Here is a 14081-nt window from a genome sequence, read left to right as displayed (position 1 = left end):
CACTATTTAAAGATTGGCAATTGATCACTTTATCATTAATTTTAAAATAACTCAGTCTTCTCTTTGCTTATGATAATAGATTATCCTAAATGTTCAGTAGATTGATTATATATCTGCGTATATAATTTTATGCTATTAGTTTTTAAAAGTGGAAATACAGCTGAAAACTATAATAGTTATTCTGAGTATACTTCCTTACCTAAAACTAATACCTTTTTTATATTTATATCATCATCAAACAATATCAAGTCTGCATCATAGCCTTCCTTGATCTGCCCTTTATGATCCTCAACTTTACAATGTTTAGCGCCATTATAAGATGCCATTTTTATTACTTCATAAAGTGGTAAATTAGAGTTTTTGTATACATTTTTTACTGCTTTATCAAGGGTAAGAACAGAACCAGCTAAAGCACCATTTTTTAAACGTGCTTCACCATCATTAACAATAACATCTTGCCCTCCTAAGGAGTAGTTACCATTAGGCATGCAGCAAGCCATCATAGCATCAGATATTAATAAAACATTATCAGTACCTTTTTGTTTGTAAGCAATTCTTAAAGCTGGATATGAAATATGAATTCCATCTGAAATAGTTTCAGTTGTTATATCACTGTCAAATACAGCTCCTACTACTCCTGGATTTCTGTGAGTTAAAGGAGTCATAGCATTAAAAAGATGAGTTGCATGGCAAGCACCACATTTAATAGCTTCCATAGCCTCTTCATAAGTAGCACTGCTATGCCCTAATGAGCAGACTATTCCAATTGAGGATAAATACTTAATAAGTTCTTTAGCACCTTCAACTTCTGGAGCTAATGTTATAGATATAATAATATCCTCATAATCCTTAACTATATCATTGTAAGCTGAAACAGATGGCATCAAAATATAGTTGGGATTTTGAGCACCAATTGCTTTCGGACTTACAAACGGACCTTCTAAATGCACTCCAAGAATGTGAGCACCTTCTGAACCTTTTTCTTTTACCTTCTTAATTGCGTCTAAAGATTTTCTTATATCGTCCACAGCAACAGTCATAGTTGTAGGAGTAAAAGAAGTTGTTCCGTGTTTAATTATAGTTTTAGAAATGGTATTGATTGATTCACTGGTACCGTCCATTGTATCTGAGCCTCCTGCGCCGTGTATATGAACATCAATAAAACCAGGTGAAACATATAGACCATTTGCATCTAAAATGCTGTCTGTATCTATATTGGACGGATTTATCTCTTTAATTTTCCCATCTTCAACTAGAATTGAGCCTTGTTCTATCTTGTCTAGGTAAATTATATTACAATTTCTTATTAACATATTTCTTCTCCTTTTAAGTCAAATTTCATATATTATAGTAAGTGGACATTATCAGTTTATATATTCAGTATATAGCATGTATAAAGAATTTTTCAAGTGTATGTTGACAGAATTAAAAGAATAAATTATAATTCTTGTAGTGGTAATTACCACTTGGAAAGTATTAATTATTTAAGGAATTATAGAATTGAAAGTACTTAAAAGAAGCGTTTTAGGAAATTTTAAATTATTTGATTTATATTTTCTTTTGTGTACAAGAATAGTATAATTGTTGGGAAAACTACTAGAACTAAAAGAGGTGCACTTATGAGTACGATAAATAAAAATTCTAATATTCCTTTGTATGTTCAACTAATGAATATTCTCATTGAAAAAATAGAAAGCAGCATGGAAGAAAATGAAAAATTGGACTCCGAAAGAGAAATATGCAAAAAATATGCTGTTAGCAGAACTACAGTAAGAGAAGCATTAGATGAGTTGGAAAAAAATAATTATATTTATAAAGTTCAAGGAAAAGGAAATTTCATTTCGCCAAGAGTTGTAGAACAAGATTTAATAAAGGTATCATCTTTCACTGAGGAAATGAAAAAACGTGGAAAAAACCCGACTTCTAAATTATTAAATTTTGAGATAATGGAAGCCAACAGCAAAGTGTCTAAAAAATTAAATATAGAAAAGAACGAGCTTGTGTATAAAATCTCGAGAATAAGGATTGCGGATAACATTCCTATGATATATGAAATGACTTATTTGCCGTATGAAAGATTTAAGCAGCTTACTAAGGATATGATAGAAAAAAATCCATTATATGAGATATTAAAAAATACTTTTAATATTAATATTACATCTGCTGAAGAAGTAATAGAAAGTGTTTTAATAAACAAATTAGAAAGTGTTTATTTAGAAATACCTCAAGGGCAGGCAGGATTAAAGTTTGAAAGAATAGCATATGAGCAAAATGAGATTGTTGAATATACCATAACAATAGCGAGAGGAGATAAATATAGATACAGGGTTTGTTTAAAAAATTAACATCAAAGGAGCGTAATAATAATGAAGTTACTAGTAGTTAAAGATTATGAAGAAATGAGTGAAGTTGCAGCTAAAATATTTAAAGAGGTAATTTCTGAGAAAACAAATGCTGTCCTAGGACTAGCTACAGGAAGTACTCCTGAAGGTTTATATAAAAAGATTATAGAAATGAACAGAAATAAAGAAATAGATTTTTCTAATATAAAAACAGTAAACTTAGATGAATATGTTGGACTTGGAGGAGAAGATCCTCAAAGCTACAGATATTTTATGAATGAAAAGTTATTTAATCATGTTAATATAAATAAAGCAAATACATTTGTTCCAAATGGCTTAGCAAAAAATCTTGATGAGGAAGCTAAGAATTATGATAAAAAAGTGGATGAATTAGGTGGTATTGATATACAAATCCTTGGAATAGGTGCTAATGGCCATATTGCATTTAATGAACCAGATGATTTTTTAATAGCAGAAACTCATGTAACAGGTTTAACTAAAACTACAATAGAGGCAAATTCTAGATTTTTCAAATCTATAGAGGAAGTACCTACTAAGGCCTTATCTATGGGACTTGGTCAAATAATGAAAGCTAGAAAAATAGTATTGTTGGTAAGAGGTCAAGATAAAGCAGAAGCAATAAAAGGATTATTTAAAGGAAATATTACAACTCATAATCCTGCAACTATGTTACACATGCATAAAGATGTAACAGTAATAATAGATGAAGAAATGGCAAATGCAATTAAGTAATTGTAAAATAGGTGAAATTAAAATTTTAAACTATATTAAAATAACGGTAAGTTTTTTAATATAGTTTTTATTATTTTGAAGGAAATCAAGAATGATTTCTTTTTTTGTACAATTTATATCATATTTTAATATGAATTGTATGTTAGAGTTATGATGTTCAGCGATTTTTTTATTAGATGTATTTACCATGACTAGTAAAGTCATTATAAACAGTAGATTTTAATTGAATGAAGATACTAATAATTTATATATGTAAATATTATTTTATTGAACATATATAATTGCCTTATAATTAAACTTAATTTAAGTGTTTAATAATGTATAGAAATGATATAATTAATATATAAATGATATGATAAAGATGTATATAAGTTATACTGTAAGGAGAAAGGTGAATATAATGGCAAAATATGAGGAAATTGCTGAAGACATAAGAAATAGAATATTGAATGGTGAATATAATCCTAATGAACAGTTGCCTTTAGAAAAAGAAATGTGTGAATATTATGGGGTTAGTAGAATAACAATAAAAAAAGCTGTTGATGAACTAGTAATTCAAGGGTTAGTAATAAAGCGAAGAGGTTCTGGAACATTTGTAAAAGCTCTTGATGAAGAGGGGGTTCAGGAATTAAGTCTAGCAAAACAATTTGAAGGATTTTCAGAAGCTCATAAGGATAGAAAAGTAACATCTAAAATTATAAAATTCGAAGTAATTCACCCAACGGAAGAAATTGCAACTAAGCTAAAGATTACTACCGATGATTTTGTCTATTATGTAATAAGAACTAGATATGCGGATGATAGTCCATATGTAATTGAGTATACATATATGCCAATAGGCCTTATACCTGGCATAAAAAACGATATTTTAACGAGTTCAGTTTATGGTTACATTGAAAAAAATCTTAAACTTAAAATAAAAAGTGCTCATAGGATTATTCGAGCTATTTTACCAAATGAGTTGGAACAGGAATATCTAGAAATAGAAAATAACTTTCCAATATTGGAAGTAGAGCAGGTAGGTTTTTTAGACAATGGCCAGCCTTTTGAATTTTCAACAGCACACCATAGAAGTGATAGGATTGAATTTAGGACTGTAAGTATTAAATAAGATATAATTACGTTCATTATAATTATAATTATGGAGTTAAAATAAAATTTCAAAAATTAAATAGAAAAAAATAAGCCTAATGAAAAGTTAATTATACTTTTCATTAGGCTTATTTTTTTCAACACTTTGCTCAAACACTTCAATTAATCTTTTTTTAACTGTTGGTTTTATTTACTAATGTATATATAAATGACCAATTTAGGATGTTTTTGAATACAAACTGTTTTTTGGCATGATTATTGCTAATAATAATTACATAGAATGGAGGTGAATCTTAATGATACAAATTATTTTAGCTAGTCATGGTGATCTGGCAAAGGGAATGAAGGATACTTTGGGTATGATAATTGGAGATGTATCTATGGTTGAAGCTTTTTCATCTTATAGAAACGAAGAAGTAAACGTTAGGGAAACAGTAGAAAAAATAGTAAGAGAAAAATACATTGAAGCAGATATATTTATTTTCACAGATATTCTTGGCGGAAGCGTTAATACAGAAATGATGTCTTTAATAAAAGAATATCCTAAAATACATGTTATTTCAGGAATGAATTTACCTATAATTATTTCAGTTGCTACTCAAGCAAATGAAATTTCTGAAAGTCTATTGCAGCAGATTATTGAAGAAAGTCAGCATGGAATAGTTGACTGCAATAAATTGCTTAATGAATGTAAAAATATAAAGGAGGAAGATTTATGATTAAATTAGTAAGAATCGATCACCGTTTATTGCATGGACAAGTAGTTTTTTCATGGACAAAAAGTTTAGGGATTTCAAGAATTATTGTTGTAGATGATGAAACTGCAAATGATGAGATGAAAAAAGTTTCATTAAACTTATCAAAACCAGTTGGAGTAACTTTAAATATATTTTCGGTAAACGATATATTAGCGAGAATGTCTAAAGTTGAACAATTAAAAGATAATATTATGATTGTTTTTAGAGGTACTAAGGAAGCATTAGAGTTCTGTAAGAGCTGCTCTAGTATTAAAGAAATTAATTATGGGGGAATTGCAAATAAAGAAAATTCAAAGCAATATAGTAATGCTATTTTCCTAAATCCAGAAGAATTAGAAGATACCAAAAAGCTGAAAGCAATGGGGATTAACCTATATATGCAACAAGTTCCTACTTCAAAGAGAGAAGATTTAACTTCTAAAATATAAAAAGGAGGATCAAGAATGTTAATTAAGTCAATATTATTAGGTTTCATTGGTGTTATTTGTATTTTAGACTCTAGACTTTTAGGCAGAATGAATTTAGAAAGACCGTTAATAGTTAGTACGCTTGTAGGGCTCGTTTTAGGCGATATTCAAAAAGGATTAATGGTTGGAGCTGCTCTTGAATTAATTTCTTTAGGATTAGTAAACATAGGGGCAGCAGCACCACCAGATATGAATATGGCATCCATTATTGCTACATCTTTTGCTATTTTATCAAATGCGGATTCAGAAGCAGCACTAACTATTGCGATTCCAATTGCGGTGCTTGGACAAATGCTTGGAGTTTTAATGAGAACTATTCTTGCAAACTTAACTCATAAAGCTGACTCGTTAATTGAAAATGGGGAATATAAAAAGGCCTGTAATATTCATATTGTTTGGGGAACATTTTTGTATTCACTAATGTATTTTGTACCAATATTTTTAGCAATTTATTTTGGAACAGATTTAGTAAAAAATATTGTAGAAGTCATTCCGTCATGGATTACAAACGGTCTAAATTTATCAAGTAAAATTCTAACAGCTTATGGATTTGCTTTATTGCTTAGCACTATGCTGTCAACAAAAATGCTTCCATTTTTACTAGGAGGATTTTTCATTACAGCATATTCTAATTTAAGTGTGACTGGTGTTGCTATTTCGGCTTGTATTGTAGCATTTGTTTTGGCTGAATTTAAATTTAAAAATGAAAAAATAGTTGATGAATTAGATATTTTAGATTGATTGGAGGTATAAAAATGCAAAATATACAAAAACAAAATGATCCAAATAAATGGAAGTATATGAAGTTCTTATGGCGTTCTTGGGCAATTCAAGCTTCATGGAACTATGAAAGACAAATGAATATGGGCTTTTTATATGGAATTGCTCCTATTTTAGACAACATATATAAAGATCCTAAAGATGATGAATTAAAAAAAGAAGCTTATAAACGCCATATGAATTTTTATAATTGTACACCCCAAACAAATGCTTTTGTTTTAGGATTAAGTGCTTCAATGGAAGAACAATACTATGAAGACAAAGAAAATTTTAATCCTGAATCGATTAATGCTATGAAAACTTCATTAATGGGACCATTATCTGGAGTAGGAGACTCTTTCTTTCAAGGAACTGTACGTATATTGGCTTTTGGATTAGGTATTAATTTAGCGCAACAAGGTAGTATTTTAGGACCAATATTAGCAATAATTATTTCATTTATTCCATCATTTCTTGTTACATATTATGGTGGGAAAATTGGCTATTCAATGGGAAATAAATATTTAACAAAGCTCTATAATGAAGGGCTTATGGATAAAGTAATGTACATTTGTTCTATTGTTGGACTTATGGTTATTGGATCCATGATGGCCAGTATGATTGGAATTACAACTCCAGTGCAGTTTGGTGAAAAATTTGTTTTACAAGATGTATTAAATGGGATAATACCACAGAGTATACCGCTTGGCATAACATTCTTTATGTATTGGTTATTAAGAAAGAAAGTATCAACAGGATGGATGCTTGCAATTTGTATTCTAGGTGGAATATTATTGAGCATTTTAGGTATTTTTAAATAAATTGAAAACATTCCTTAAAAGGATGTAAATATATATAAAATAAAAATATAGGAGGGATTTATTATGAATCCAAAACAAATTATAAAAGAAATAAAAGAAAAACAAGAAGAAATTAGAAGTGTTATATTTGTAGGATGTGGAGCTTCAAAAGCAGAATTATATCCAGCAAAATATTTTTTAGAAAATAATTCGAAAAATTTACGTGTTAGTCATTATACTGCTAACGAATTCAATTATGGTACAATAGCTTCATTAGATAAAACTGCAATTGTTATATCCGCTTCACTTGGCGGTAGTACTCCTGAAACAGTACAAGCTAATGCTAAGGCTAAAGAATATGGTGCACATGTAATATCCTTAACTCGTGCAGAGAATTCGGCTCTTACAAAAGATGCTGATTATGTTATCTGTCATAGATTTGCTGAAAGCTATGGCGCAAAATTAGAAAAGATGGGTTATGCGCTTGAACTTGCAGTGGAGATATTAGAGCAATATGAAGGATATAAAGATTATGAAGATGCACAGGTTGCTTTCAGCAAGATATATGATTTAGCAGATTCAGCGGCAAAATCAGCGATAGCAGATGCAAGGAAATTTGCTGAAGCTTATAAAAATGATTCAATGATTTACTTAATGAGCAGTGGTGCAACCGCTGAAGTTGCTTATTCAACATCAATTTGTTTAATGATGGAAATGCAATGGATCAATTCAGGAAGTTTCCATTCAGGAGAGTTTTTCCATGGACCATTTGAAATAGTAGATAAAGATGTACCATTTATTTTATTAATGAATGAGGGAAGCACTCGTCCAATGGATGCCCGTGCGTTAACATTCTTAAAGCGTTTTGAAGCAAAAACAACAGTTGTTGATGCTTTAGATTATGGATTATCTTCAGTTATCCCAAAAACAGTTATTGATTATTTTAATCCAATGTTAATTACAGCAGTATTCCGTGTATATGCTGAAGAACTTTCTTATGCACGTCAGCATCCACTAACTAAAAGAAGATATATGTGGAAATTAGAATATTAAAATAAAGTTTACGTTAAACGTATGTTATCAGGTTCTACTTATAATCCTAAATACAAAAAAATGACTCAGGTAAGGAAATCGAATATTTTTCGATTTCTTTGCTTTAGGCAAATTTAAAAATAATAAATATATTTTAGTCTATTTTTAGCTATCCTATATAGGTAATTATCTTAAGAGGCCTACTACTATGGGGAGTAGTACATTTTTATTAAAAGTATGCATAATATTTTGGAATTATTATTTTTTCATATGCCTTATTCTAAATGTATGTTATAAAATAATAAGGTTAACTTTTATTAACTAAGGGGGCATTCAGAATGGCAATAGATATATCTAATTATTTAAAAGAGGCTACCAAGGAATTTTCTAAAGATAATATAAAAGAATTTTCGGCCAATTCAATTGCTGAAAAAGTAGAGCTTAGTAGAAGTACAGTAAGTAGTTATCTTAACAAAGAAGTAAAACAAGGCAGGATTATAAAAATTAAAGAGTATCCAGTAATTTTTTTATATAAAGAAACTTTCTCTAAATTATATTTTACCCCAACACAGGCTGAATATAATACTTTAGATGAATTATGGAAAGAAAATTCAAACGTTAGAAAAACAGATATATGGAGTAATGTAATTGGGGCAAAAGGAAGCTTAAAAGAACAAATTGAACAAATAAAGACAGCAGTGCTTTATCCAGAAAATGGTCTTCCTATAATGCTTTTAGGTTCAAGTGGTTCTGGAAAAACATATCTGGCAAAATGTATTTATGATTATTGCTTGGAAGAAAAATTAATAAATCCCAAGTCCTCATTTATTTCTTTAAATTGTGCTCAATATTATCATAATCCAGAATTGTTATCAAGTTTATTATTTGGTTATACAAAAGGTGCATTTACAGGAGCAGATAAAGATAAAAAGGGGCTTCTTGAAAGCGCTGATGGTGGAGTTTTATTTCTTGATGAAGTGCACAGACTAACAGAAGAAGGCCAAGAAAAGCTTTTTACATTTATGGATTCAAATGAGTATTCTCCCATTGGTGATAATAGTATAAAAAAGGAAGCAAAAGTACGGTTAATTTTTGCAACTACGGAATCTATCCAATCTACTTTCTTACCTACTTTTATTAGAAGACTTCCTGTTATTGTTAATATTCCAAGTTTTGCAGAAAGACCTCAACAAGAAAAAATTCACCTAATAGATAGTTTCTTTTTAAAAGAAAGTGAAATCTTGAAACATACTATTAAGGTTACAAAGCAGGTAATTTCCTTTTTGCTTTTTAGTAATTATGAAGGAAATGTAGGGAAAATTAAAAATATTGTAAAATACAGTTGTGGAAGCAGCTATGCTAAGAGGAAAGATCAAGAGATTATTAAAGTTCGCATTGGAGATTTACCGATTGGAAATGAAAATCAATTAAAGGAGAGTTTATATCATCAAATATCAAGTAGATATCAGGATAGGATTTATGATTATCTGCACCCAGAACTATTGAATATTAATAGTGATGAAGAGAAAAACATTAAAAAAACATATTTTGAATTTGTTGAAGGATTTAAACAGGTTGAGTCCGGAGAAATTATGTTTGATCATTATACTAAAGAGATGGTCAAAAATGTGAATTTATTACTTGATGAATTAACATTTAATACAGAAGTAACCAACAATCAATCATTTTTTTCTGTATTAACATTTAATATAAAATCTACTTTTAAATATATGGAAGAAAATTATGGATTTGAACAGGATGGAAATAAAATTCTTTCAATAGCATATTTGCTTTATTTTAAGGAAGAGCAAGAAATTTTAATTAATCATCCTGATTGGAATAGTATTCGCCCAAAAATTATAAATTTCATTGAAAGTTATATGAAGAATATTTTATGGCTTTCCAGGCGTATGCTTACACATTTGAGTGAACGCTTAGACTTTCAGGTTCTTGATGAAGATTTGATTTTTATTTCATTTTATCTAAAAAGCATGAATATACAGAGCCTGAAAAATGAAATTAAAAGTATTGTTTTAGCTCATGGCTACTCTACAGCAAGTAGTATGGCGAATGTAGCTAATAGGATGTTAAGGAAGAACTTTTTCCAAGCTATTGATATGCCTATTGATACTACAATTGATCATATAGAGGAGAAAATATTAGATTTTATTGATAATAACAGTACAGAAAATGGACTTATCTTGTTAGTTGATATGGGATCACTTTTTGATCTTAGAAATCGTTTGGAAAAGAAGATTAAAGGTCCGTTATTATTAATTGATTTTGTCTCAACACCATTGGTATTAGAAATTGGAAGTATGCTTTTACAAGATAAAAATATTATCGAAATTAATGATCAGATTTTAAAGAATGTACAAATTAATAAACAATTAGTTTATCCAGTTGAAAAAAAGAAAAAAGCTATTTTAACTTGTTGCTATACAGGTATGGGAAGTGCAATTCAAATCCAGGATATATTACAAAAGAGCTTAAAGCATGAGGACCCTTCTTTTGTAATTATGTCATACGATTATCATAAGCTGTATCAAAATAAACAAAAGGAATTGCCATTTCAAATGTATGATGTACTGGCTATCGTAGGAACTGTAGATCCAAAAGTTGAAGGAATTCCATATATAGGATTGGATCATTTGATTGGTGGGGAGGATATTGATTCATTCATTAATATATTAAGGTGCAATTTCAATATAGATGAAGAGCAGTTGAAAAAAGATTTGGTATTTAATTTTTCTATAAAGAAAATAATTGAGAAGCTAACAATTTTAGATGTAAATAAAGTACTCAATTTTGTACAAGATGCAGTTGATAAAATGGAAGAAAAACTAGGGCTTAAAATGTCTAATAATAAAAGATTCTTACTTTATCTTCATGCATCCTGTATGGTAGAGAGAATTTTAAGAAAAGAAGATGTTGACATGCAGGAAGATATTAAGGAATTTGTGCAAAGAGAAAAAAGAAAGATAGATATTATAAGGTATGCATTCAGTGAAATTGAAAAGGAATATACAATAAAGATATCAGATTTAGAAATTAGATTAATTTTTGATATTGTATTGAGCGATTAATTTGGGAGGAAAGAAATTGAAACAAGCAGTAATTTTTGATATGGATGGAGTTTTAGTGGATACTGAAAGTTTTTATTTTAAAAGAAGGATGAAATTCTTTGATGATTTAAAAATAGAACCAGCTACAAGAAAAATTGAAGATTTCATTGGATCAACAAACGGGATGATATGGGAAAGGTTAGTGCCTGATGATGATGAAAAACGTAATATTTTAAAAGAAGAATATTCAAAGTATTGTAAGGAACATGAAGTTTGTTTTCAAGAAATATTGAATCCTTCAGTTAAAGAAGTGATTAGGGAATTAAAAGATAGAAATCTCAAAATAGCTATTGCATCATCTTCAGAAAGAAAAGAAATTTTAAGGATGGTAGAAGAATGTGGAATTGCCAGTTGTATTGATTTTGTAATTAGTGGTGAAGAGTGTGTGCAAAGCAAACCAGATCCAGAGATCTACATTAGAGCTATAAAAGCATTAGAATTATTGGAAACAGAAGTTCTAGCAGTAGAAGATTCGGCATTAGGAATTCGAGCAGCAAAAGCAGCAGGGGTAACAGTTGCAGCTTTAGAGCCAAGAGATTACTACATAGATCAGTCAGAAGCCGATTGTAAAGTAAATGATTTGATTGAAATAATTTCTGAAATTTAAATGGAAAGACTTTTGCAAATTAGTATTACAAAGTATATAAGTGATGATTATCTTAGAATTGGGTATTACTATAAATGATTTTAGAAAAAGTTAGAGAAGATATATATGAAATAAGTGGTAAGGGTTTTGTAAATGTATAATAAGAAGATTCATGAAAGAGATAGCAGATTAAAAACTGCTATCTCTATTTTTCATTAGTTACTATAAGTTCAATATTATAATTATGAAAATAGTCTGCATACTTTTCTGGAGGACAATCATTGGTTATCATATAATCAATATCTTTTATATCACAAAACGTCATCAAAGATACAACATCAAATTTTGAGGTATCAGCTAATAAAAAACATTTAGAACTTTTAGATACTGCTGCTTTTTTTATTTTATACTCGTCTGGAGAGGTATTGGTGACACCGTTTTCGAGTGAAATTCCAGTACAAGCCATGAAACATTTATTTAAGTTATAAGCTGATAAAATATCAGGAGCAGTTAAGCCAGTAAAGGAAGATGTTTTTCTAGTTAGTTTTCCAGAAAGACAAATTATTTCGATATTTTCATATGGAATTGCTTGGACTATAACATTTAAGTTATTTGTAAAAACAGTAATGTTTTTCTTGTCTTTTAAATATTCAATCATATTAAAAGTTGTTGTACCTGAATCTATAAAAATAGAATCACCATCTTCAACAAATTGTGCTGCTTTTTCGGCGATAGATGATTTGGCAAAATTATTTTTTATAGTTCTTTCTTCGAAGGACAAAAGTTCTTTATTATTATTGTTTATTGTTACTCCACCATAAACCTTTTTTATTATCCCTTTATCAACTAAAGTGTCTATATCTCTACGAATTGTATTTTTTGACATCTTAAATTCTTCGCATAGTTTATCAATAGAGATAGTTTTATGCTTATATATGTATTTTTCTATTAAATCAATTCTTTTAGAACGCATTAAAATTCACTCCTATAAGTCAAAATAGAATTACTATTATTAATTTAATATTATAAACCAAAGAATTTAAAAGTGAAAGCAATTACAGAATTTAATTTTATATTTAGAAAAAAGTTACAAAATCAATATGTAATTATTGACAAGTGATAAAAACATATTTATAATTAAATCATAAAGTAACAATAAGTTAATCAAAAAGTAATCAATAGTTAATCAAAAGTTAGTGAGGTGACTAAAATGTCAAATGAGTTCATGATGCCGAAGAAAATATTAACAGGAGGGAAAGCTCTCATCAATAGTAAAGAATATCTAAAGTTATTAGGTAAGAAAGCGTTAATCGTTACTGATAGCGTTATGGTCAGTTTAGGAAACGTAAAAATGTTAACTAACATATTAGAGGAAGAGAAAATTTATTACAAAATATATAGTGATATAAATGGTGAGCCAACTGATTTAATGGTAGAAAAGGGGGTAGAAATATTTAAAGAAGAAAATTGTGATTTTCTTATAGCTATTGGAGGAGGAAGCCCAATAGATTCGGCGAAAGCCATTGCAATGATGACTAGTAATGCCGGGAAGATATCAGACTATATGGGAAAACAGATAACAAATCAATTATCCAAAGTGGTTGCAATACCAACTACAGCAGGAACTGGATCAGAAGCAACTCAATTTACGATAATCTCAGATACAGAAAATGATGTAAAGATGCTTATAAAGGGAAGTTCATTACTTCCGACGTTAGCGATAATAGATCCTATATTTACAATGACAGCTCCAGCAAAAACTACAGCAGCAACAGGAATAGATGCGTTAACACATGCAATTGAAGCATATACATCAAAAAAATCTCAACCACTTTCTGATGTATTTGCAATTTCTGCTGTAAAAAGAATATTTAAATATTTACCTATAGCATTTAAAGATCCTAAAAATGAAGAAGCACGTACTCAAATGTCTATTGCGGCATTAGAAGGAGGAATTGCTTTTAACAATTCATCTGTAACAATAGTGCATGGAATGAGCAGACCAATAGGTGCATTATTTCATGTGGCACATGGAATATCTAATGCAATGTTGTTGAAGGAATGTCTTACATTTGTACTAGACGGTGCTTACTCTAGATTTGCTGAACTTGCCAGAAATATAAAAATTGTTAATGAGGAAACATCAGATGAAATTGCTTCAAAAGAATTTGTTGATGCTGTAAACGGTTTGTGTAAGGAGCTTCAAATACCTTCATTAGAAGAGTATGGAATAGACCGGGACAAGTTTTTCGATAATTTAGATAAAATGGCTGATGATGCAATTGAAAGCGGTAGTCCAAGCAATACAATTAAAAATATTACACATGAAGATATTGTTTCTATATATAAAGCACTCTGGAGGTAAAT

13 protein-coding genes are annotated in these 14081 nt (G+C 29.3%); 11 read left to right on the top strand and 2 right to left on the bottom strand.

Translation table 11 applies throughout. The features are described 5' to 3' along the window. Positions 1–176 precede the first annotated feature (176 nt). Positions 177–1313 carry an N-acetylglucosamine-6-phosphate deacetylase gene (nagA, locus tag KEC93_RS22850; RefSeq protein WP_077867889.1) on the bottom strand — a complete coding sequence of 379 codons (1137 nt, stop codon included), beginning with the start codon at positions 1311–1313 and terminating at the stop codon, positions 177–179. A gap of 306 nt (positions 1314–1619) precedes the next feature. Here nagA and KEC93_RS22845 point away from each other — a divergent pair, with 306 nt between their 5' ends. From KEC93_RS22845 to KEC93_RS22800, 10 genes are all read left to right on the top strand, one after another. Next, a complete protein-coding gene (locus tag KEC93_RS22845) occupies positions 1620–2345 on the top strand; it encodes a GntR family transcriptional regulator (RefSeq protein WP_023973917.1) in 726 nt (241 codons plus the stop codon). A gap of 21 nt (positions 2346–2366) precedes the next feature. Continuing rightward, the gene (gene nagB / locus KEC93_RS22840) at positions 2367–3095 is read left to right on the top strand and encodes a glucosamine-6-phosphate deaminase (protein WP_039769930.1); all 729 of its coding nucleotides are present in this window, start codon (positions 2367–2369) and stop codon (positions 3093–3095) included. 400 nt (positions 3096–3495) lie between these two features. Then, positions 3496–4206 (top strand): GntR family transcriptional regulator, encoded by a 711-nt coding sequence (locus KEC93_RS22835; protein ID WP_017211193.1) that lies wholly within the window; start codon positions 3496–3498, stop codon positions 4204–4206. A 277-nt stretch (positions 4207–4483) separates the two neighbouring features. Further along, positions 4484–4906: a PTS sugar transporter subunit IIA gene (locus tag KEC93_RS22830; RefSeq protein ID WP_023973915.1), complete on the top strand. Its 423-nt coding sequence runs from the start codon at positions 4484–4486 to the stop codon at positions 4904–4906. Continuing rightward, positions 4903–5373 (top strand): PTS sugar transporter subunit IIB, encoded by a 471-nt coding sequence (locus KEC93_RS22825; RefSeq protein ID WP_012060715.1) that lies wholly within the window; start codon positions 4903–4905, stop codon positions 5371–5373. Before KEC93_RS22830 ends, KEC93_RS22825 begins: the two co-directional genes overlap by 4 nt. A 15-nt stretch (positions 5374–5388) precedes the next feature. After that, entirely contained in the window at positions 5389–6153 is a 765-nt protein-coding gene (locus tag KEC93_RS22820) for a PTS mannose/fructose/sorbose/N-acetylgalactosamine transporter subunit IIC (protein ID WP_012060714.1), read from the top strand. Between the two features lie 14 nt (positions 6154–6167). Then, a complete protein-coding gene (locus KEC93_RS22815; RefSeq protein WP_012060713.1) occupies positions 6168–6992 on the top strand; it encodes a PTS system mannose/fructose/sorbose family transporter subunit IID in 825 nt (274 codons plus the stop codon). Positions 6993–7055: 63 nt separating this feature from the next. Further along, positions 7056–8024, top strand: a complete 969-nt coding sequence (locus tag KEC93_RS22810) for an SIS domain-containing protein (RefSeq protein WP_012060712.1) — start codon at positions 7056–7058, stop codon at positions 8022–8024. 317 nt (positions 8025–8341) lie between these two features. Next, positions 8342–11089 (top strand): sigma 54-interacting transcriptional regulator, encoded by a 2748-nt coding sequence (locus KEC93_RS22805; protein WP_077867888.1) that lies wholly within the window; start codon positions 8342–8344, stop codon positions 11087–11089. A 16-nt stretch (positions 11090–11105) separates the two neighbouring features. Continuing rightward, complete coding sequence (locus tag KEC93_RS22800; protein ID WP_012060710.1) at positions 11106–11735, top strand: HAD family hydrolase; 630 nt, start codon at positions 11106–11108, stop codon at positions 11733–11735. Positions 11736–11919: 184 nt separating this feature from the next. Here the strand turns inward: KEC93_RS22800 and KEC93_RS22795 are convergent, their stop codons facing one another. Then, positions 11920–12687 (bottom strand): DeoR/GlpR family DNA-binding transcription regulator, encoded by a 768-nt coding sequence (locus KEC93_RS22795; RefSeq protein ID WP_012060709.1) that lies wholly within the window; start codon positions 12685–12687, stop codon positions 11920–11922. Between the two features lie 237 nt (positions 12688–12924). Here KEC93_RS22795 and KEC93_RS22790 point away from each other — a divergent pair, with 237 nt between their 5' ends. Beyond that, positions 12925–14079: an iron-containing alcohol dehydrogenase gene (locus KEC93_RS22790; RefSeq protein ID WP_012060708.1), complete on the top strand. Its 1155-nt coding sequence runs from the start codon at positions 12925–12927 to the stop codon at positions 14077–14079. Positions 14080–14081 lie beyond the last annotated feature (2 nt).

It is taken from the genome of Clostridium beijerinckii (assembly GCF_018223745.1).
Lineage (GTDB): Bacteria > Bacillota > Clostridia > Clostridiales > Clostridiaceae > Clostridium > Clostridium beijerinckii.
Note: the sequence above shows the minus strand (reverse complement) of the source record. Positions and strands in the feature narration are given on the sequence as shown.